The sequence below is a fragment of the Serratia sp. TSA_105.2 genome, from assembly GCF_052692115.1.
Window position 1 is genome coordinate 37,390 of sequence record NZ_JBQZFT010000003.1, and the last position, 20,823, is coordinate 58,212.

Here is a 20,823-nt window from a genome sequence, read left to right on the forward strand (position 1 = left end):
GCCGGGGGTTTTTTATCTTTGATGGTGAGCCATGGAATCGATAATCCAACAAATCAATCAACTACGAGCCACACTGCGCCATCATGAATACCAGTATCATGTGCTGGATGCGCCGGAAGTGCCGGATGCGGAATATGACCGCCTGATGCGCGAACTGCGCGAACTGGAGAGCGCGCATCCGGAGTGGGTCACCGCCGATTCACCGACCCAGCGCGTGGGCGCGGCGCCGCTGGCGGCGTTCGACCAGGTGCGTCACGAAGTGCCGATGCTGTCGCTGGACAACGTGTTCGACGAAGAAAGCTTCCTGGCGTTTTACAAGCGCGTGCAGGATAGGCTCAAAAGCAGCGATCCGCTGACCTTCTGCTGCGAGCTGAAGCTGGACGGCCTGGCGGTCAGCCTGCTGTACGAAGACGGTGAGCTGGTGCGCGCGGCGACGCGCGGCGACGGCACCACCGGCGAGAACATCACCACTAACGTGCGCACCATCCGCGCCATCCCGCTGCGCCTGACCGGCGACAATATTCCGCGCCGGCTGGAAGTGCGCGGCGAAGTGTTCATGCCGCAGGCCGGTTTTGAACAGATGAACGAAGAAGCGAGGCGCAAAGACGGCAAGGTGTTCGCCAACCCGCGCAACGCCGCCGCCGGCTCGCTGCGCCAGCTCGATCCGCGCATTACCGCCAAACGCCCGCTGACCTTCTTCTGCTACGGCGTCGGCCTGCTGGAAGGCGGCGAGCTGCCGCGCAGCCATTTTGAGCGCCTGATGCAGTTCAAGGCCTGGGGTCTGCCGGTCAGCGATCGCGCCCAACGCCGCACCGGCAGCGAGGAAGTGCTGGCGTTTTATCGCCAGGTCGAGCAGGACCGCGCGCAGCTCGGTTTCGACATCGACGGCGTGGTGATCAAGATTGACGATATCGATCTGCAGGAAACGCTGGGCTTTGTGGCGCGTGCGCCGCGTTGGGCGACGGCGTTCAAATTCCCGGCGCAGGAGCAGATCACCGTGGTGCGCGAAGTGGAGTTTCAGGTTGGCCGCACCGGCGCGATTACGCCGGTGGCGCGCCTTGAGCCGGTGCTGGTGGCCGGGGTGACCGTCAGCAACGCCACCTTGCACAACGCCGATGAAATTGAGCGTTTGGGGCTGCGCATCGGCGATACGGTGATCGTGCGCCGCGCCGGTGACGTCATCCCGCAGGTGGTGGGGGTGCTGGAAGATCGTCGGCCACAGGATGCGCGTGAAGTGGTGTTCCCGCTGCACTGCCCGGTGTGCGGCTCCGACGTTGAGCGCGTGGAAGGCGAGGCGGTAGCGCGCTGCACCGGCGGTCTTATCTGCGGCGCGCAGCGCAAAGAGGCGTTGAAGCACTTCGTTTCCCGCCGCGCGCTGGACGTTGAAGGCATGGGCGACAAGATCATTGAGCAGCTGGTGGACAAAGAGTACGTGAAGAACCCGGCCGATCTGTTCCGCCTGTCCGCCGGCATTCTGACCGGCCTGGATCGCATGGGGCCAAAATCGGCGCAGAATCTGGTCAATGCGCTGGAGAAATCCAAACAGACCACCTTCGCTCGCTTCCTGTATGCGCTGGGCATTCGCGAGGTCGGCGAGGCGACCGCCGCCAACCTGGCGGCGCATTTCGGTTCGCTCGAGAAACTGTTCGCCGCCGATATCGAGGCGCTGAAAGAGGTGCCGGATGTCGGCGAAGTGGTGGCCAAACACACCCGCAATTTCCTCGATGAAGCGCTCAATCAGCAGGTGATCAACGAGCTGGTGGGCGCCGAGATCGGCATCCACTGGCCGGCGCCGGTGGTGGTGGTCGCCGAAGAGATAGACAGCCCGTTCGCCGGCAAAACCGTGGTACTGACCGGCTCGCTGAGCCAGCTGTCGCGCGACGAGGCCAAAGATCGCCTGACGGCGCTGGGCGCCAAGGTCAGCGGCAGCGTGTCGAAGAAAACCGATTTGGTGATCGCCGGCGAAGCGGCCGGCTCCAAGCTGGCGAAGGCGCAGGAGCTGGGTATCGCCGTGATCGACGAAGCGGAAATGATCCGCCTGCTGGGTGACTGATGGAAAAGGAAAACCTGCTGGAGATCGCCAATACCGTGATGCCGTTCGGCAAGTACCAGGGGCGGGTACTGATCGACCTGCCCGAAGAGTACCTGCTGTGGTTCGCCCGCAAGGGCGAATTCCCCAAAGGCAAGCTCGGCATGCTGATGGAGATGACGTTGGCGATTAAAATCGAAGGGCTTGACCACCTGGTCAAGCCGCTGAAGAAAAGCTGATCTGACGGGCCTTGGCCCGTCTTTTTTTACCCGCGCGACGCCTGCGCATTGGCGTTAGGCACCGCCTGTTGCGCCCGCTGCTTGCGCTGATACCTTTTCGCCAATACCGCACAGGTCATCAGCTGCACCTGATGGAACACCATCAGCGGCAGCACCATGATCCCCACCGTCGCCGCCGGGAACAGGATATTGGCCATCGGAATGCCGTTCGCCAGGCTTTTCTTTGAGCCGCAGAACACGATGGTGATCTCGTCCGCCTTGCTGAACCCCAGCCAGCGCGCCATGTAGGTGTTCACCACCAGTACGATCGCCAGCAGCACGATGCTGCCGCCGACGATAAACGCCAGCGAGCCGATCCCCACCTGATACCAGATACCGTGCGTGACCGCCTCGCTGAAGGCGGCGTACACCACCAGCAGAATCGAGGTCTGGTCGGTTTTGCCGATCAGCGGGCGATGGCGCTCGATCCAGCCGCCGATCAGCGGCCGCAGCAGGTGGCCGGCGACGAACGGCACCAGCAGCTGCAGCACGATCGAACCCACCTGCCGCAGGCTACCGGTATCGCCGTGTACGTTCATCAGCAGGCCGACCAACAGCGGCGACACGAAGATCCCCAGCAGGCTGGAGGCGGAGGCGCTGCACACCGCCGCCGCCACGTTGCCGCCCGCCAGCGAGGTGAAGGCGATGGCCGACTGCACGGTGGCGGGCAGAATGCACAGGTAGATGAAACCGGCGTACAGCTCGGGGCTGACGTCGATCGGCGCCCACCAGGCGAACAGCATCCCCAGCGCCGGAAAAATGATGAAGGTGCTGAACATCACCCACAGATGCAGCCGCCAGTTATTGCTGCCGGCCAGGATGGCCTCGCGCGACAGCTTGGCGCCGTGCATGAAGAACAGCAGGGCGATGGCGGCGATGGTCAGGGCGTTGAGCCAGCCGACGAACTCGCCGCGCGCCGGCAGGAACGACGCCAGCAGCACGGTGGCAATCAGCGTCAGGGTAAAACGATCGGGCAGGAATCTCATGGCGATGCGCTCGGGTAGAAAATCGATGGGGCTATTCTCCCGCGTGGGCATATAATAATTAAATTGATTTATTTAATTCATCTATGAATAAAACACATGAATTACTCACTCAAACAGCTGCGGGTGTTCGTCGCTGTCGCCCGCCACGGCAGCTTCAGCCGCGCCGGCGAGGCGATCGGCCTGACGCAATCGGCGGTCAGCCACAGCGTGAAAGAGCTGGAGGCGGAGGTCGGCGTGCGCCTGCTGGATCGCACTACGCGTGAAGTGGTGTTGACCGACGCCGGCCTGCGGCTGGCCAACCGGGTCGAAAGGCTGCTGGACGAACTGCAGGCCGCGTTGCTGGATGCGCGCAGCTTTGGCGTACAGCGCAGTGGCACGGTCCGGGTAGCGACGAGCCAGACCATTTCCGCCCATCTGATGCCACAGTGCATCGCCGCCGGCGAGCGCGAATACCCGGAGATCCGCATCATGCTGCGCGATCAGGCGCAGCAGCAGGTGCTGCACAGCGTGCGCAACGCCGAGGTGGATTTCGGCATCGTGGTCGATCCGGTGCAGGCGGTGGACCTGGAGTGCGAAGCGGTGCTGCATGAACCGTTTTTGCTGCTGTGCCGCGACGACCACCCGTTTGCGGCGCAGCAAGAGGTGCGTTGGTCGGCGTTAAACGGCTGCCGCCTGGTGTTGCAGGATTATGCGTCGGGCAGCCGGCCGCTGATCGACAGCGCGCTGAGGCAGCAGGGTGTGGAAGCGCAGGTGGTGCAGGAAATCGGCCATCCGGCCACGCTGTTCCCGATGGTGGCGGAGGGGATTGGCATCAGCATCTTCCCGGCGTTGGCGCTGCCGCTGCCGGAAGGGGGGCGGCTCCGGGTGCGGCGGCTTGTGCCGGAGATCAATCGCGCGCTGATGCTGGTGCGGCGCAAGAATCGCTCGCTGACGCCGGCGGCGGAGGCCATCTGGCAGGTCGCGCGTCAACAGGCGGCGGCGCTGCACCAGCGCCGGCAGGAAAACGCGGAATATTGATTCAGATATAGACGTCCACCGCGTTGAGCGGCGTCGGGCGGTTTACGCCGTCGCCGGCTTGCGCCGCGGCTTTCTTCATTTGCTCCTGCTGCTGCTTTTCCATTTCTTCTTTCTGGATGCGCGCGATCTCGGCCTGCAACATCTTGATCTGCGCTTCGATCAGCTGTTTCTGCTTCTCGATCTCTTTGGGATCGGCGCTGGAGTCCTTCAGTTCCACCAGCTTTTGCTGCAGAGCCTGAATCTGCCGGTTCAGCGCCTTGATGCGCGCCGAGGCGCGGCTTTCGTTGAGATTTGCCGGTTCGTCATTGCCGTTGGCGCCTTCGCTTTTCTTCGCCTTGCCGCCTTCCGGCTGGTTGTTGACCGGTTTGGCCATCAGCAATTCGCCCTGATGGCCTGGCGCGCTGAAGACCTTGCTGACGCCGGGAACGGTATTTTTGATCGGTACGATCATGGTGATGGTGGTCGACATGGATGCTCTCCCTGAGTCTGGCTATCGCTGTTCAGGGTATCGGCAGCGGTGGCTAAATCTTTACCTGCCGCAGGTGCGGCCAGCGCTGCAGCCAGCCTTTGTCGAGCACCCGCTGGGCATAGGCCGCGCGATCGCCGTTTTTCACATTGAAGGTGATGGTGTTGTCGAACAGCGCTGCGAGCCCGAAGGGGGCCACCAGCGTGATGCTGTCGTCGGCGTTCAGGCGCGCGCCGATCGCCGTTTCCACTTCGGTCCAAAAGCTGATGGCCTCTTCGCTGTCGCGGTAAGGCGCCCGGCCGCCGCGCAGGTGCATGCGCGCCTGATTCTTGACCGACCACGGCTGCGGCAGCCTTTGGTGCAGCCGCGCCTCCAGCATGCGATCGCGCTCGGCGTCCGCACGCTGCGCATCGAAGTGGATCACGTCGATATCGTTGAGCGGCGTGGGTTCCTTATAGCCGTGGCGCCGATCCCACACCAGGTTGCGTACGAAGCCGGCGCCGAGGCACCAGTCATTCAGGCCGAGCCGGCGCACGGTGCGCAGAGCGGCCATGCGAGCGTCATCTTGTTGCAGCCAGTCGATAATTTGCCGTTGCGGATCCATCACCCCTCCTGTTTTCGCGGCTACTGTAACCCGAAGCGGCGGCGGGTGAAATGGGGGAAAGCGCGATGGCGGCGATCGCGTGCAAAATAATTTTCTTTTCCCACTGACTACACTTGGTGCAGGGCTTTTATCTCGTCACTCGGGGCAAGGGAGGGGGCTATGTATCAGGCAACGGTGGGCCAACGCGGCTATCGCTTTGGCGATCTGCGTCAGCTGATGGCGAAGGCTTCGCCGGCGCGTTCCGGCGATTATCTGGCAGAGGTGGCGGCGCAAAGCGCCGAAGAGCGCATGGCGGCGCGCCTCGCGCTGGCGGACTTGCCGCTCAAGGCGTTCCTGCAGCAGGCGTTGGTGCCCTACGAACAGGACGAGGTGACGCGCCTGATTATCGACGGCCACGATGGTGCCGCCTTCGAGCCCATCTCGCACCTCACGGTCGGCGATTTTCGCGACTGGCTGCTGAGCGAGCAGGCGGACAGCGCCATGCTGGCGCAGGTGGCGGCCGGCATCACGCCGGAGATGGCGGCGGCGGTGAGCAAGATCATGCGCAATCAGGATCTGATCCTGGTGGCGAAGAAGTGCCGGGTGGTGACGCGCTTTCGCAATACGATTGGCCTGCCGGGCCACCTCAGCGTGCGGCTGCAGCCCAATCACCCGACCGACAGCCTGCAGGGTATCGCCGCCAGCATGCTGGACGGCCTGCTGTACGGCAGCGGCGACGCGGTAGTCGGCATCAACCCGGCCAGCGACAGCCTGCCGCTGCTGGAAAAGCTCAACTACATGCTGGACGACGTGATCCAGCGTTTCGCCATTCCCACCCAATCCTGCGTGCTGACCCACGTGACCAACACGCTGCGGCTGATGGAGCGCGGCGCGCCGGTGGATCTGGTGTTTCAGTCGATCGCCGGTACCGAAGCGGCCAACCGCGGCTTCGGCATCAGTTTGGCGCTGCTGGCGGAGGCGCAGCAGGCGGCGCTGAGCCTCAGGCGCGGCACGCTGGGCGACAACGTGATGTATTTCGAAACCGGGCAGGGCAGTTGCCTGTCGGCCAACGCCCATCACGGCGTCGATCAGCAAACCTGCGAGGCGCGCGCCTATGCGGTGGCGCGCCATTTCTCGCCGCTGCTGATCAACACCGTGGTAGGGTTTATCGGCCCCGAATACCTGTATGACGGCAAGCAAATTATCCGCGCCGGGCTGGAGGACCATTTCTGCGGCAAGCTGCTCGGCCTGCCGCTGGGCTGCGACGTCTGCTACACCAACCATGCCGAAGCCGATCAGGACGACATGGACACGCTGCTGACGCTGTTGGCCGCCGCCGGATTGACGTTCCTGATCGGCGTGCCGGGCGCGGACGACATCATGCTCAACTACCAAAGCACGTCGTTCCATGACGCGCTCTATATCCGCGAGCTGCTGGGGCTGAAGCACGCGCCGGAGTTCGCCGCCTGGCTGGCGACGATGAACATTACCGACGAACGCGGGCGGCTGCGCGACGCTGCCGCCAATCATCCGCTGTTGCTGGCGCTGCAGGGAGAACGCACATGAGCAAACCGGTGCACGTCAACAGTTGGGAGACGCTGCGCGCCTTTACCGACGCTCGCATCGCGCTGGGGCGCACCGGCGCCAGCCTGCCGACCGACGAGCTGCTGCGCTTCGGGCTGGCCCATGCCCAGGCGCGCGACGCGGTGCATCAGCCTTTCGACAGCGAGCGGCTGGCGGCGGATCTGCACGATGCCGGTTGGCCCACGCTGGCGGTGCACAGCCAGGCCGCCGACCGCGCCGCCTATCTGCGCCGACCGGATCTGGGGCGGTGGTTGGCGTCGGATAGCCGCAGCCTGCTGCTCGGTTCGCCATCGCGCCGCGTCGATCTGCTGCTGATCGTGGCGGACGGCCTTTCCTCCAAGGCGGTGCACCGCCAGGCGCTGCCGCTGCTGCAGGCGCTGCGCCCCTATCTCGATACGCTGGGGCTGACCGTTGCACCGGTGGTGCTGGCGCATCAGGCGCGGGTGGCGCTGGGGGATGAGATCGGCGAATGCCTGCAGGCCCGGGCGGTGGCGGTCCTGATCGGCGAACGGCCGGGGCTGTCGTCGCCGGACAGCCTGGGCGTTTATTTGACCTGGGGGCCGAACACGGGCAGAACGGACGCCGAGCGCAACTGCATCTCCAACGTGCGCCCCGAGGGACTGGATTACCCACAGGCGGCGTTCCGCCTGGCCTGGCTGCTGGAGCAGGCGTTCCTGCGGCGGCTGAGCGGCATCGAGCTGAAGGACGAGAGCGACAACCCGGCGCTGCACGGCCGGGTGACGCCGCTTTATCCCCAGCTGGGCGGTTGACCGATGGTTTGCTGCAGCAGGGCGGTGAAGGCCGCCAGCCGGGCAGACACCTTCGCCATCGGGCGCAGCAGATAGATGCCTTGCCGCTCATGGCGCGGATCTTCCAGCATTTGCACCAGTTGCCCGTGTTGCACGTCCGGCCCCACCACCCAGTTGGGCAGGAAGGCGATGCCGAGCCCGAGCAGTGCGGCCTGGCGCTGCGCGGTGAAGTCGTCGCAGCGCAGCGCCATGGTGCAGCGGCTCATCAGCGCCGCGTCGAGGATCTGCGCCCAACAGGCCGGCTGCTGCTTGTGGTAGCGGGCGATCAGCCGATGCTGCGGCAGCGCTTCCAGATCGTCCGGCAGGCCATAGCGGGCGACGTAGGCGGGGCTGGCGCACATCACCCAGCGTTGGGTGGCGATGCGGCTGGCATACAGCGCGCTGTCCTTCTGCTCACCGATACGGAGGGCGGCGTCGAGCCGTTCCTGCGTCGGATCGGTCAGGCGTTCGGTCAGATCGAGGTCGACCGACAGCTGCGGGTAGCGTTCCGCCAGCGTCGGCAGCAGCGGCAGCACATAGGTTTTGCCAAAGGTCGGCAGGCAGCTGATGCGCAGCGTGCCCTGCGGCGTTTCGTTCAACGCGCTCAGCTCGGCGCGAAGGCCGGTAATGTCCGTCATCAGCGCGGCGGCGCGCGTCAGCAGCAGTTCGCCGGCGTCGGTCAGCAGCAGGCCACGGGTGGAGCGCACGAACAGAGCGGCGCCGAGCGCGCTTTCCAGGGCATCGATGTGGCGCACCAGCGAGGAGGGCACCATGCCCAGCCGGCGCGCGGCGGCGGAAAAGCTGCCCAGGCGGGCGACGTCGAGAAAAATTGGCAGATGTTCTACATAGCGGGCGTCATTCATTTTTGCATTATATGCAAAAGCGTTTCTTATGAATACCCGCTTCTCTGCCGACGGCGCGGCGGCTACTCTGGCTGCGGGTTGACGACGGGCTTCAAGGCCGTCCCATCCCGGCCGTATAGAGAGAAAACGCATAAACCTCGCGGCGCTTAGCACTAAATAGCAGATGTTTTTCCCAGGCTGCGCGAGCCGCCTGCGGAGTTGATTGTCGCTCCAACACCAGATTAACCGTTCAATTTGATAACCGGTTCAGTCTCAATGATTAGTAAGCCTTTACTTTATCTCATTCTGATCTGATACCTGGTTATCGGCCGGCCAGCCGTGCCGGTTTTTTTGTCGCCTTAGGCTGAATCGTTCCAACTGATGAACGCGCCTTGGGGGACATCTTGGCTCACCGTCGGTGGGCCTTTTGAACGCGCGGAACCGCGATCCCGCGCTGGTGGAGGAGTCAGTCATGAACGAAAAACACGGGTGTTCCTGTGCGCGCCATTTGGCGCAGGGTTTTGCCAGGCAGTCGATCAACGCCGGGGAGGGCGAAATCTATCAAATCTCGCTGATGAGCGCGCTCATCGACGGGGTTTACGAGGGGGATACCACCATTGCCGAGCTGCTCAAGCACGGCGATTTCGGCCTTGGCACCTTCAATCACCTGGACGGCGAACTGATCGCCTTCGATCAGGAAATACACCAGCTGCGCGCCGACGGCAGCGCCCGGCCGGCCGGCCTGCAGCAGAAAACCCCCTTCGCCGTCGTCACCTTTTTCCAGCCCAGCGTCAGCCAGCAATTCGACCGGCCAATCACCAAGGCGCAGCTGCACCAGTGCATCGACGAGCAGGTCGCCTCGCCGAACCTGTTTTGCGCGGTGCGGGTCGACGGCGAGTTCAGCCACGTGGAAACCCGTACCGTGCCGCGCCAGGAGCGGCCCTACCGCCCGATGCTGGAGGCGATAGAAGAGCAGCCGACCTTCTCGTTCCATCAGCGGCGCGGAACGCTGGTTGGTTTTCGCTCGCCGGATTACATGCAGGGCATCGGCGTGGCCGGCTATCACGAACACTTCGTGACCGACGACCGCAGCGGCGGTGGCCACGTGCTGGACTACCAGCTCGATCATGGCCGTCTGCAGTTCGGCGTCATCACGCGTCTCAATCTTCAGTTACCGCATGATGCGGATTTCTTGCGCGCCAACCTCTGCCCAGAGGATTTGGATCGCGCGATTCGTTCCGCCGAGGGCTAACCCCGGCGATCGTTTTCTTAGGAGGTGGAACCATGGCACAGGAAAAAACAGGCAATGACTGGCAATGCGGCGCCGATTTGGTGGTGAAAAACCTGGAAGCGCAGGGCGTCAAACACGTTTTCGGCATTCCGGGCGCCAAGATCGACCGGGTGTTCGACTCGCTGGAGGACGCGCCATCGATTGAAACGGTGGTGGTGCGGCATGAGGCCAACGCGGCCTTTATGGCGGCGGCGGTCGGCCGCTTGACCGGTAAGGCCGGGGTGGCGCTGGTCACCTCCGGGCCGGGCAGTTCCAACCTGATCACCGGGCTGGCCACCGCCACTTCGGAAGGGGACGCGGTGGTGGCCTTCGGCGGGGCGGTGAAGCGCGCCGACAGCCTGAAGCAGACGCACCAGAGCATGGATACCGTCAGCATGTTCCGGCCGGTGACCAAGTATTGCGCCGAAGTGCATGCCGGTTCGGCGATTTCCGAAGTGATCGCCAACGCCTTTCGCCGCGCCGAGTTCGGCCGGCCGGGGGCCTCGTTCGTCAGCCTGCCGATGGATATCGTCAATGAACCGGTCAGCGCGCCGGTGCTGGCCGGCTGCCGCTTGCCGCGCATGGGGGCCGCGGCGGCGGACGACATTCAGGCGGCGGTGAAACTGATCCGCCAGGCCAAATGCCCGGTATTGCTGCTCGGCCTGCAGGCCAGCCGGCCGGAGAACAGCGAGGCGGTGCGCCATCTGCTGTACCGCACCCATATGCCGGTGGTCGGCACCTATCAGGCGGCTGGGGTGATCGACGTCAACCACTTCGCCCGTTTCGCCGGCCGCGTCGGCCTGTTCAACAACCAGCCGGCCGATCAGCTGTTGCAGAAGGCCGATCTGGTGGTGAGCGTCGGCTATGATCCGATCGAATACGATCCCTGCATGTGGAACAGCCACGGGCGGCTGAAACTGGTGCACATCGACGTGCTGCCGGCGGATATCGATACCTGCTATCGGCCGGACGTCGAGCTGGTGGGCAACATAAGCGCCACGCTGAACATGATGACCGAAACGTTCACTGAGGCGGTCTGCGTACCGCCGGAGGTGGAGCTGATCCTCACCGATCTCGGCCGCCAGCGTACCGAACTGGCGGAGCGCGCCGCCCGCCGCGGCGGCATGCCGATCCACCCGCTGCGCATCGTCAAGGAGCTGCAGGACATCGTCAGCGACGACGTAACCCTGTGCGTGGACATGGGCAGTTTCCATATCTGGATCGCCCGCTACCTGTACAGCTTCCGCGCCCGCCAGCTGTTGATCTCCAACGGCCAGCAAACCATGGGGGTGGCGCTGCCGTGGGCCATCGGCGCGGCGCTGGTTCGCCCCGGCGATAAAGTGGTGTCTATCTCCGGCGACGGCGGGTTCATGCAGTCGAGCATGGAGCTGGAGACCGCGGTGCGGCTGAAAAACAACATCGTACACGTCATCTGGGTCGATAACGCCTACAACATGGTGGAGATGCAGGAAGTGAACAAATACCAGCGCAAATCCGGCGTTGAGTTTGGGCCGATTGACTTCAAGGCCTACGCGGAATCCTGTGGCGCGGTCGGTTTCGCCGTGCAGTCGGTGGACGATCTGCGCCCGATGCTGCGTAAGGCGATGGCGATCCAGGGGCCGGTGGTGGTGGCCATTCCGGTCGACTACGCCGACAACTATAAGCTGATGGCGCAGATGAACTTCAGCCAGATGATTTAATTTCATCATCATCGGGCGGTTTCACCGGGGCAGGCCGCTTGCGCGTCTGCCCGTTTTTATGCGCGGATTTTGTCCTTTACATCGCTAACTGCATGATTTATTGCTATCCGTTGGGCTGTTTTTTCACCACTGGGGATAGCGCAATGAAAAGAAAAGCAATAACGATCGGGCTGCTGGCGTTGGCGATAGCCGGCGGTGCGCGGGCCAATACGCTGGTCTACTGTTCCGAAGGCTCGCCGGAAGGCTTCAACCCGCAGCTGTTCACCTCCGGCACCACGGTGGACGCCAGTTCGGCGGCGATCTACAACCGGCTGGTGGACTTCAAACCCGGCACCGTCGAGCTGCAACCCAGCCTGGCGGAAAGCTGGGAAGTGAGCGAAGACGGCAAGCGCTATACCTTCCACCTGCGCAAGGGTGTGGCATTCCAGAGTAATAAATATTTCACGCCTACCCGCGATTTCAACGCCGATGACGTCATCTTCTCGTTTATGCGGCAGAAGGACGCCAACAACCCGTATCACAAGGTCTCCAACGGCGCCTACACCAACTTCGAGTCGATGGAGTTCGGCACGCTGATCGACCGGATTGTCAAGGTGGACGATCACACCGTGCGCTTTGAGCTCTCCCGCGCCGAGGCGCCGTTCGTCGCCGATCTGGGCATGTACTTCGCCACCATATTATCGGCGGAATATGCCGACGCGATGCTGAAGGCCGGTACGCCGCAGCGGGTGGACAACGATCCGATCGGCACCGGGCCGTTCCAGCTGGTGCAGTACCAGAAGGACGCGAAAATCCTCTACAAGGCGTTCGATCGTTACTGGGAAGGCAAACCGAAGATCGATCGGCTGGTGTTCTCGATCACGCCGGATGCGACGGTGCGTTACGCCAAGCTGCAAAAGAACGAATGCCAGGTGATGCCGTTCCCCAACCCGGCGGATCTGGCGCGCATGCGGCAGGACGGCAACCTTCAGGTGATGGAAAAATCCGGCTTGAATATCGGTTTCCTGGCGTTCAATACCCAGAAAAAACCGTTGGATAATGTCAAGGTACGCCAGGCGTTGGCGCTGGCGGTCAACAAGCCGGCGATCATCGAGGCGGTGTTCCACGGCGCCGGCCAGCCGGCCAAGAACCTGCTGCCGCCGACCCAGTGGGGCAGCAACGCGCAGCTTGAAGACTACCCGTATTCGCCGGAGCGGGCGAAGCAGCTGTTGCAGGAAGCCGGGCTGGGGCAGGGGTTTGACATCGACCTGTGGGCGATGCCGGTGCAGCGGCCTTACAACCCCAACGCCAAGCGCATGGCGGAGATGATCCAGGCCGACTGGGCCAAGATCGGCGTGCGCGCCAAAATCGTCACCTTCGAGTGGGGCGAATATTTGCAGCGGATTAAAAACGGCGAGCACCAGACGGCGCTAATGGGCTGGACCACCGCCAACGGCGATCCGGACAACTTCTTCGGTCCGCTGTTCACCTGCGCTTCGCTCGGCGGCTCCAACTCAGCGAAATGGTGCTACAAACCGTTCGACCAGCTGATCCTGCAGGCGCGCGAGGAGAACGATCACGCCAAGCGTGTGGCGATGTACCAGCAGGCGCAGGTGATGATGCACGATCAGATGCCGGCGCTGATGATCGCGCACTCGACCATTTTCGAACCGATGCGCAAGGAAGTGAAAGGTTACGAGATAGACCCGTTCGGCAAACACATCTTCAAGCAGGTGTCGCTGGAGAAGTAACGAAAAGGCCGGGGTAACCCGGCCTTTTTCATGCCTGCGGCGCGTCGCAGTGGTAGCGGCCGCGCGGGATCACCAGCGGCGTGTGGGACAGCGGATCGTCGATGATCATGCACGGCATGCCGAACACCCGTTCCACCAGCTCGGCGGTGATGATTTCCGCCGGGTTCCCCTCCGCCACGATCTTGCCGTCGCGCATGGCGATGATATGATCGGCATAGCGGCAGGCGTGGTTGAGATCGTGCAGCACCGCGATGAGGGTTTGGCCGCGCTCGCGGTTGAGCTGGCGGAACAGATCCAGCAGCTCGATTTGGTGCGCGATGTCCAGATAGGTGGTCGGTTCATCCAGCAGCAGCAGCGGCGTTTGCTGCGCCAACGCCATCGCCACCCAGACGCGCTGGCGCTGCCCGCCGGACAGCTCGTCGACGCTGCGATCCGCCAACTGGCTGACGTTGGTGGCCGCCATGGCGGCTCCCACCGCCTGTTTGTCGGCCTGCGTCCACTGTTTCAGCAGGCTTTGGTGCGGATAGCGGCCGCGCGACACCAGGTCCGCCACGGTAATGCTGTCCGGTGCGATCGAGGTTTGCGGCAGCAGGCCAAGCTCGCGCGCCAGCGCCTTGGTGGCGAAGTTGCTGATATTCTTGCCGTCCAGCATTACCTCGCCGGCGCTGGGTTTCAGCAGGCGGCACAGGGCGCGCAGCAGCGTCGATTTGCCGCAGGCGTTCGGCCCGACGATCACCGTGAAGGCGCCGTCGGGGATCGCTACGCTCAGATCGTCAGCGATGATTTTATTGTCGTAGCCCAGCTTCAGGTGCGAGGCGTGCAGGCGGTGGCTCATGGCGTTATCACTTTTCATTATCTGCGGGCCTCACGGATGAGCAGCCAAATCAGGTACAGGCCGCCGATGCAGACGGTCACAACCCCGACCGGCAGTTGGATCGGCGCAAAAAGATGTTGGGACACCACGTCGGCGCCGAGCAGCAGCGTCGCGCCCATCAGCGCCGAGGACGTCAGGGTGACCGAGGATTGTCCGGCCAGGCGGCGGGCGATCTGCGGCGCCGCCAGCGCGATAAAGGAAATCGGCCCGGCGGTGGCGGTGACGGCGGCGGTGAGGGTGACGCCGAACAGCATCAGCCACAGCCGGCTGCCTTCGGCGTTCACGCCCAGCGCGCGCGCCGTGTCGTCGCCCATTTCCAGCAGCTGCAGCCGTTTGCCCATCAGCAGCGCGGCCGCGGCCGCCAGCACGATGAACGCCGTGGCGGGCTGGGCTTTCTGCCAGGTCATGCCGTTGAGCGAACCGGCCTGCCACATGGCGGCGTCCATGGCGCGCTCCAGCGAGGCGGTGATGATCAGCCAGGTATTGGTGGAGACCAGCACCGCGCTGATGGCGATGCCGACGATGATCAGCCGGAAGCCGGCGATGCCTTGGCGCCAGGCCAGCAGGTAGATGGCCAGCGCGGCGAGAATGCCGCCGGCCAGCGCGCCGCCGGCGATGTAGTAATAGCCGCCGTTGAACAGGGTGATGGCGATCAGCGCGCCGGTGTAAGCCCCCATGTTAAAGCCAATCACGTCCGGGCTGCCGAGCGGGTTGCGGATAATCGACTGGAAGATGGCGCCGCTCATGCCGAGTGCGGCGCCTAACAACAGCGCCATGGCGATACGCGGCAAGCGCCATTGGGTGACCACGGTGACCAGGTTTTTCGGCGCCTCGCCGCTGAGCGCGGCAAAGACCTGTTCCAGCGAAAGCTGCAGCGTGCCGTAGCACAGCGCGGCAACGGCCATTGCCAGGCACAACGCCAGCAGCGAAAGATTGACCAACAGCAGGCGCAGCGGCATGCGCCAGTTGATGACGCCGTCCGGGCGGCCGATATGCAGCGTGTGCGGCAGACTCATCACAGACCCCCCAGCGTTTTCTTGCGGCGCACCAGCCAGATCAGCACCGGCGCGCCGATGAAGGCCGCCACGATGGATACCCGCAGCTCACCGGCCGCCAGCAGACGGCCGACCACGTCGGCGCACAGCAGTAAAATCGGCGCCAGCAGCATGGAGTAGGGCAGGATCCAGCGCTGGTCGGGGCCGACCCACCAGCGGGCGATATGCGGCACCATCAGGCCGATGAAACTGATTGGGCCGACGGTGGCGGTTGCCGCGCCGCACAGCAGCGTGATGGCGATCACCGCGACGATCTGAGTCAGCACCACGCGTGCGCCGAGCGCGATAGCCAGATCTTCCCCCATGCCGATGGTATTCAGCGGCCGGGCGATGAGCAGCGTCAGCAGGCAGCCGAGCAAAATGGCGGGGGCGGTAACCGGCAGCGTGGACAGCGTGCGGATATCCAGTGTGCCGGCCTGCCAGAAGCGCAGTTGGTCGAAGGTTTGCGGATCGATCAGCGACAGCCCGGTGGTGATGCCGATCAGCACCGCGCCGATCGCCACGCCGGCCAGCGTCAGCCGCACCGGGTTGATGCGCCCGCCCGCCAGCGTGCCGATCAGGTAGACCAGCAGGGTGGTGAGGGCAGCGCCGACGAAGGCGTAGGCCATATAGCTTTCGGTGGTGGCCGCGCCGAAAAACATGATGCCGATGACCACGGCGAAGCTGGCGCCGGCGTTGATGCCGAGCACGCCGGGATCGGCCAGCGGATTGCGCGTTAACGCCTGAATCAGCGCGCCGGCGGCGCCGAGCGCCATGCCGGCCAAAATGCCGGCCAGCGTACGGGGCACCCGGGCGTTGAGAATGATGGTGCTGTCGGAACCGCTCGCGGCGCCCTGCAGGCTGAGCCAGACGGTATGGAAGGGGATGGCTTTGGAACCCAGCATCAGGCTGGCAATGATGCACAGCAGCAACAGCGCCAAGCCGATACCGAACCCGGCGATGCGTTTGAAGCCACTGGCGTAAGCTGCGTGCGGTGCGGACGAAAGCGTCCGCTCAGTCGGAGTGGGTACGTTCACACCGGTAACTCCTGTATGATTTTTATTCTCATTGTTATTTGCGTTCATGCGGGTGCTAATAGTAGCACGAGTTTACGCCCGCATGCACCCGCCGGTTGGTGGCGCAGGTGCATTGACGATGTTAATAACTATTGATATTTCAATTGATTGAATGTGAACGGTTGCCCTGTTTATGGCAAACGTCGGCAGGAGGTTGGCCCGCCGACGGCGTGGTTCAGGGCTTTTTGAACAGCCGTTCGATTTGGTTCAGCATGTTGGTGGCGCTGTAGTAATCGAGACGGAAAGTGTCGTTGCCGACGGCGTAGACGTGCCGCTGTTCCACCGGCTCCAGATGTTTGAGGAACGGGTTGGTCAGCACCTCTTGCACTTTACGCTCGTTGGTGGCGAACAGGATCAGCGTTTTGCCGTTCAGGCCCTCGGCCATTTTTTCGCCGGAGATCTGGATGATGTCATGGCGTTTACCCATGCTGGCGTTGCCTTTGGCGCTTTCCGGCGGGGTGGCCAGTTGGAAGCCGAGCTGGGTCAGCAGCTTGCCCTGGGCGGAACCCGGCGTCCACAGCATGGCCTCGCGGCCGTTGTCGGCATACACCAGCGGGGTGGTCGGCTGCGGCGGCAGCGCGATCGCCTGCTTCACTTGCTCCACGCGCTGTTCGAAACGATCTTCCGCCTGTTTGGCGCCGGCTTCATGGCCGGTGATCTCGCCGAGCTCGCTGGCCAACTGTTGCCAGCTCTTGTCGCCATAGTCGAGCACCAGCGTCGGCGCAATGGCCGACAGCTGGTCATACAGTTTCAACGCCGAATCCCCGCCGGTGGCGGCGACGACAATCAAATCCGGCGCGGCGGCGGCGACGGCTTCGGCATTGGGCTCCACCTGGTACAGCCGTTCGACGTGGCGCTGTTTGGCCACCTCGCTCCACTGGGTAAAGAAGCCTTGTTTATCGGCCACCAGGGGATTCGGGCTGGTGGCGGCGCTGGCGACCACCGGGGCGTCGATCGCCAGCAGCGTGCCGGTGATGGTGACGCTGGTGGACACGATGCGCTGCGGTGGTTTTTCCAGCGTGAATTTCCCTTTGGCGCTGTCGATGGTGCGCGGCCAACTGCTGTCGGCAGCGGGGGCGGACGGTTTCTGCCCGTCGTTCTTCTCGTCCGGGCCGCAGCCGCTGAGCAGCAGGCTGGAAGTGGCGATAAATGCAATGAACAGCTGGCGTAAGGATAGGGTCATGAGCGGGCTCTTTCTTTCCTTGAACTAAGGCGTATCAATCCGGCGGCGGATTGGCTGCGTGGTGGATGCCCGCTAATTTACCATTCAAGTCGCCAAAATGATAACCATTCGTATCTCAGCGCGTGGTGGCTGGATAAAGAAGAAAAGGGGGGGGCGAACCGCAGAAACGAAAAAAGCGCCAAAAGGCGCTTTTCTCTGAATTGGTGGGTCGTGCAGGATTGATTCGGCCTGTGGCCTCACCCTGCGGGCAACGCTGCGCGTTGTCGTATCGCTGCGCGATGCTCGAACCTCTACGGCTCTTCATCCTGCACGACTCGGTGAACTCTGTCGGCAAGAAGATGAAGTCGGGTTTAGGTGGCGCAGAAACGAAAAAAGCGCCAAAAGGCGCTTTTCTCTGAATTGGTGGGTCGTGCAGGATTCGAACCTGCGACCAATTGATTAAAAGTCAACTGCTCTACCAACTGAGCTAACGACCCGCAGAAGTGGTGGGTGATGACGGGCTCGAACCGCCGACCCCCTCCGTGTAAAGGAGATGCTCTACCAACTGAGCTAATCACCCACTTCAGGACTTCCAGGTACTGCTAAACGAGATAATGATGGTGGGTGATGACGGGCTCGAACCGCCGACCCCCTCCGTGTAAAGGAGATGCTCTACCAACTGAGCTAATCACCCTCATTCGTTCTCATTTTTTCTCAACAAGATGGTGGGCGATGACGGGCTCGAACCGCCGACCCCCTCCGTGTAAAGGAGATGCTCTACCAACTGAGCTAATCGCCCCGTCTTGTTGGAGTCGCATTATAGGGATAGTTCAAAGTGAGTCAACGGTTTTTAAAGTGATTTCAATCGTTCGCCGCAAATTTAGGCAGGGCGCGATAATTATCGCCAGCGCCGCCGATTCTTTGCGCAACGCTATGCGAAACTCGCCGCAAAACGCGCGAAATCGACCGGTGCAATATCGTGTCGGCGTTGAGGAATTAGCGCGTGGTGATACAATGTCGTCCACTCTTTTTTCAATTCCGAGCAATCGTCGGCCATCGCCGACACGCGTTGCGTAATAAGGCAGTGAACCCAATGAAAATCAAAACCCGTTTTGCACCGAGCCCGACCGGCTATCTTCACGTCGGCGGCGCGCGTACCGCACTTTACTCTTGGTTGTTCAGCCGCCATGCGGGCGGTGAGTTCGTTCTGCGTATCGAAGATACCGATTTGGAACGCTCTACCCAGGACGCGATCGACGCAATTATGGATGGCATGAACTGGTTGAACCTGGATTGGGATGAAGGCCCGTATTTCCAGACCAAGCGTTTCGATCGTTACAACGCGGTCATCGACGAGATGCTGGAGCAGGGCACGGCCTATAAATGCTATTGCTCCAAGGAACGTCTGGAAGCGCTGCGCGAGAAGCAGATGGAAAACGGCGAGAAGCCGCGTTACGACGGCCACTGCCGCGACAGCCAGTGCAGCCACACCGACGACGAGCCGCACGTGGTGCGCTTCCGCAACCCGCAGGAAGGCTCGGTGATCTTCGACGACAAAATTCGCGGCCCGATCGAATTCAGCAATCAAGAGCTGGACGATCTGATCATCCGTCGCACCGACGGTTCGCCAACCTATAACTTCTGCGTCGTCGTCGATGACTGGGACATGGAAATCACCCATGTGATCCGCGGCGAAGACCACATCAACAACACCCCGCGCCAAATCAACATTCTCAAAGCGCTGGGCGCGCCGGTGCCGGAATACGCGCACGTGTCGATGATCCTCGGCGACGACGGTAAAAAGCTGTCCAAGCGTCACGGCGCGGTGGGCGTTATGCAGTACCGCGACGACGGCTATCTGCCGCAGGCGCTGCTGAACTACCTGGTGCGTCTGGGCTGGTCCCACGGCGATCAGGAGATCTTCTCCATCGATGAGATGAAAGAGTTCTTCACGCTGGAAGCGATCAACAAATCCGCCAGCGCGTTCAACACCGAGAAGCTGCAGTGGCTGAACCACCACTACATCAACCATATGCCGGCGGAAGAAGTGGCGGTGCATCTGGCATGGCACGTTGAGCAGCTGGGCCTTGAAACCCGCAATGGCCCGGAACTGAAAGACCTCGTCAAGCTGCTGGGCGAGCGTTGCAAGACGCTGAAAGAGATGGCGGAGTCTTGCCGTTACTTCTACGAAGACTTCAGCGAGTTCGACGCAGACGCTGCCAAGAAGCACCTGCGCCCGGTGGCGCGTCAGCCGTTGGAAACAGTGCGCGCCAAGCTGGCCGCCATCACCGTCTGGACGCCGGAAAATGTGCATGACGCCATTCAGGGCACGGCGGATGAGCTGGGCGTCGGCATGGGTAAAGTCGGCATGCCGCTGCGCGTCGCGGTGACCGGCGCCGGCCAGTCGCCGGGCATGGACGTGACTGTGCATGCGATCGGCCAGAAGCGTTCGCTGCAGCGTATCGATATGGCGCTGGCTTACATCGCCGAGCGCGAAGCGCAAGCCTGATTAGGCTGAGACGCCAGACGCCATAAATGAAAAAGCCCCGTGGAGCGATCCCGGGGCTTTTTCCATGGCGGTGTGTCAGGCTTGCTCGCCGGCCGGCAAACCCGGGCGGTAGGCGAGGAAATACATCAGCCCGACAAAACCGGCGCCGCCCAGCGCGTTGCCGAGAAATACCACGACGAAATTGGGCAAATACTGCTCCCAGCCTATGCCGCCGGCAAAGATGGCCGCCGGGATGATGAACATATTCGCCACCACGTGCTGGAAGCCGATGGCGACAAAAGCCATGACCGGGAACCACATGCCGATCACTTTGCCCGGCACATCCTTGCTGGCGAAGGCTAACCACACCGCCAGGCACACCAGCCAGTTGCAGCCGACGCCGGAAATGAAGGCGTGCAGGAAGTCTGCATCCACTTTGGCCTGCGCGATCGCCAGCGTCTTATGCAAGAACGCGCCTTCGGTCAGGCCCAGCAAATGACCGAAGAAGTAGGCGACGGCCAGGCTGCCGGCCAGGTTGGCCAGGGTGACCCAAAACCAATTGCGCAGCACGGCGATGGCGGGGATTTCGCGGGCAAACCAGGCCATCGGCAAGGTCATCATGTTGCCGGTCAGCAGTTCGCCGCCGGCCAGAATGGTCAGGATCAAACCGATAGGAAAGACCGCGGCACCCAACAGGGCGCCGAAAGAGCCCCATTCGGCCGGCAGGGTGCCGATGACGTGAATATCCAGCAGAAAGCCGGTGGCGATAAAGGCGCCGGCGAGAAAGCCCAGAATCAACAGATTAGCGAGAGGGGCGCGGCTTTTGTTTACCCCGGCCTGAACGGCGAGGGCGGCGATTTCTTTTGGTGAATGCAAAGACATGACGGACTCGGTTTATAGTGATGAAGTTTATGGC

General features: G+C 62.7%; 18 protein-coding genes, 4 tRNA genes and 1 other RNA gene. 9 read left to right on the forward strand and 14 right to left on the reverse strand.

Going from position 1 to position 20,823, the window contains the following annotated elements; all coding sequences use genetic code 11:
- The first annotated feature begins 31 nt into the window (after positions 1 to 31).
- Positions 32 to 2,053 carry an NAD-dependent DNA ligase LigA gene (gene ligA, locus ACUTSC_RS11245; protein ID WP_187322652.1) on the forward strand — a complete coding sequence of 674 codons (2,022 nt, stop codon included), beginning with the start codon at positions 32 to 34 and terminating at the stop codon, positions 2,051 to 2,053.
- Positions 2,053 to 2,268 (forward strand): DUF3820 family protein, encoded by a 216-nt coding sequence (locus ACUTSC_RS11250; RefSeq protein ID WP_004936441.1) that lies wholly within the window; start codon positions 2,053 to 2,055, stop codon positions 2,266 to 2,268. The genes ligA and ACUTSC_RS11250 overlap by 1 nt, the downstream gene beginning before the upstream one ends.
- A 26-nt stretch (positions 2,269 to 2,294) precedes the next feature.
- On the opposite strand, the gene ACUTSC_RS11255 is transcribed toward ACUTSC_RS11250, so the two are convergent.
- The gene (locus ACUTSC_RS11255) at positions 2,295 to 3,293 is read right to left on the reverse strand and encodes a bile acid:sodium symporter (protein ID WP_197768990.1); all 999 of its coding nucleotides are present in this window, start codon (positions 3,291 to 3,293) and stop codon (positions 2,295 to 2,297) included.
- A 96-nt stretch (positions 3,294 to 3,389) separates the two neighbouring features.
- On the opposite strand from ACUTSC_RS11255, the gene ACUTSC_RS11260 reads away from it, so the two are divergent.
- On the forward strand, positions 3,390 to 4,310 hold the full coding sequence (locus tag ACUTSC_RS11260; protein ID WP_197768989.1) for a LysR substrate-binding domain-containing protein: 921 nt from the start codon (positions 3,390 to 3,392) through the stop codon (positions 4,308 to 4,310).
- Between the two features lies 1 nt (position 4,311).
- Here ACUTSC_RS11260 and ACUTSC_RS11265 read toward each other — a convergent pair whose 3' ends face one another.
- Positions 4,312 to 4,779, reverse strand: a complete 468-nt coding sequence (locus ACUTSC_RS11265; RefSeq protein WP_197768988.1) for a FlxA-like family protein — start codon at positions 4,777 to 4,779, stop codon at positions 4,312 to 4,314.
- A gap of 52 nt (positions 4,780 to 4,831) precedes the next feature.
- Positions 4,832 to 5,380 (reverse strand): nucleotidyltransferase family protein, encoded by a 549-nt coding sequence (locus ACUTSC_RS11270; protein ID WP_445653333.1) that lies wholly within the window; start codon positions 5,378 to 5,380, stop codon positions 4,832 to 4,834.
- Positions 5,381 to 5,539: 159 nt separating this feature from the next.
- On the opposite strand from ACUTSC_RS11270, the gene ACUTSC_RS11275 reads away from it, so the two are divergent.
- Positions 5,540 to 6,925 (forward strand): ethanolamine ammonia-lyase subunit EutB, encoded by a 1,386-nt coding sequence (locus ACUTSC_RS11275; RefSeq protein WP_197768986.1) that lies wholly within the window; start codon positions 5,540 to 5,542, stop codon positions 6,923 to 6,925.
- Positions 6,922 to 7,713 carry an ethanolamine ammonia-lyase subunit EutC gene (gene eutC / locus ACUTSC_RS11280; protein ID WP_197768985.1) on the forward strand — a complete coding sequence of 264 codons (792 nt, stop codon included), beginning with the start codon at positions 6,922 to 6,924 and terminating at the stop codon, positions 7,711 to 7,713. The genes ACUTSC_RS11275 and eutC overlap by 4 nt, the downstream gene beginning before the upstream one ends.
- Here eutC and ACUTSC_RS11285 read toward each other — a convergent pair.
- The gene (locus ACUTSC_RS11285; protein ID WP_197768984.1) at positions 7,692 to 8,594 is read right to left on the reverse strand and encodes a LysR substrate-binding domain-containing protein; all 903 of its coding nucleotides are present in this window, start codon (positions 8,592 to 8,594) and stop codon (positions 7,692 to 7,694) included. The genes eutC and ACUTSC_RS11285 overlap by 22 nt on opposite strands.
- Before the next feature lie 451 nt (positions 8,595 to 9,045).
- Between ACUTSC_RS11285 and budA the strand changes: the two genes are divergently transcribed.
- From budA to ACUTSC_RS11300, 3 genes are all read left to right on the forward strand, one after another.
- Positions 9,046 to 9,825: an acetolactate decarboxylase gene (gene budA, locus ACUTSC_RS11290; protein WP_087762638.1), complete on the forward strand. Its 780-nt coding sequence runs from the start codon at positions 9,046 to 9,048 to the stop codon at positions 9,823 to 9,825.
- A 32-nt stretch (positions 9,826 to 9,857) separates the two neighbouring features.
- A complete protein-coding gene (gene alsS, locus ACUTSC_RS11295; protein WP_033635442.1) occupies positions 9,858 to 11,543 on the forward strand; it encodes an acetolactate synthase AlsS in 1,686 nt (561 codons plus the stop codon).
- A 143-nt stretch (positions 11,544 to 11,686) separates the two neighbouring features.
- On the forward strand, positions 11,687 to 13,273 hold the full coding sequence (locus ACUTSC_RS11300; RefSeq protein ID WP_197768983.1) for an ABC transporter substrate-binding protein: 1,587 nt from the start codon (positions 11,687 to 11,689) through the stop codon (positions 13,271 to 13,273).
- 28 nt (positions 13,274 to 13,301) lie between these two features.
- Here the strand turns inward: ACUTSC_RS11300 and ACUTSC_RS11305 are convergent, their stop codons facing one another.
- The 9 genes from ACUTSC_RS11305 to ACUTSC_RS11345 form a co-directional block, all read right to left on the reverse strand.
- The gene (locus tag ACUTSC_RS11305) at positions 13,302 to 14,108 is read right to left on the reverse strand and encodes an ATP-binding cassette domain-containing protein (protein ID WP_197768993.1); all 807 of its coding nucleotides are present in this window, start codon (positions 14,106 to 14,108) and stop codon (positions 13,302 to 13,304) included.
- 17 nt (positions 14,109 to 14,125) lie between these two features.
- Complete coding sequence (gene fepG, locus ACUTSC_RS11310; protein WP_049233553.1) at positions 14,126 to 15,163, reverse strand: iron-enterobactin ABC transporter permease; 1,038 nt, start codon at positions 15,161 to 15,163, stop codon at positions 14,126 to 14,128.
- Positions 15,163 to 16,218, reverse strand: coding sequence for a Fe(3+)-siderophore ABC transporter permease (gene fepD / locus ACUTSC_RS11315; RefSeq protein ID WP_197768982.1), 1,056 nt, complete (start codon positions 16,216 to 16,218; stop codon positions 15,163 to 15,165). The genes fepG and fepD overlap by 1 nt, the downstream gene beginning before the upstream one ends.
- Before the next feature lie 214 nt (positions 16,219 to 16,432).
- Positions 16,433 to 17,440, reverse strand: coding sequence for a Fe2+-enterobactin ABC transporter substrate-binding protein (gene fepB / locus ACUTSC_RS11320; protein WP_197768981.1), 1,008 nt, complete (start codon positions 17,438 to 17,440; stop codon positions 16,433 to 16,435).
- Positions 17,441 to 17,641: 201 nt separating this feature from the next.
- Positions 17,642 to 17,765: non-coding RNA, RtT sRNA (locus ACUTSC_RS11325), on the reverse strand.
- 75 nt (positions 17,766 to 17,840) lie between these two features.
- Positions 17,841 to 17,916 (reverse strand) — tRNA-Lys (locus ACUTSC_RS11330).
- 7 nt (positions 17,917 to 17,923) lie between these two features.
- Positions 17,924 to 17,999, reverse strand: a tRNA-Val gene (locus ACUTSC_RS11335).
- Positions 18,000 to 18,037: 38 nt separating this feature from the next.
- A tRNA-Val gene (locus tag ACUTSC_RS11340) sits at positions 18,038 to 18,113 on the reverse strand.
- Positions 18,114 to 18,142: 29 nt separating this feature from the next.
- A tRNA-Val gene (locus ACUTSC_RS11345) sits at positions 18,143 to 18,218 on the reverse strand.
- 294 nt (positions 18,219 to 18,512) lie between these two features.
- Here ACUTSC_RS11345 and gltX point away from each other — a divergent pair.
- Entirely contained in the window at positions 18,513 to 19,928 is a 1,416-nt protein-coding gene (gene gltX / locus ACUTSC_RS11350; protein ID WP_063988913.1) for a glutamate--tRNA ligase, read from the forward strand.
- A gap of 75 nt (positions 19,929 to 20,003) precedes the next feature.
- Here gltX and ACUTSC_RS11355 read toward each other — a convergent pair whose 3' ends face one another.
- The gene (locus ACUTSC_RS11355) at positions 20,004 to 20,789 is read right to left on the reverse strand and encodes a formate/nitrite transporter family protein (protein WP_197768224.1); all 786 of its coding nucleotides are present in this window, start codon (positions 20,787 to 20,789) and stop codon (positions 20,004 to 20,006) included.
- Between the last annotated feature and the right edge of the window lie 34 nt (positions 20,790 to 20,823).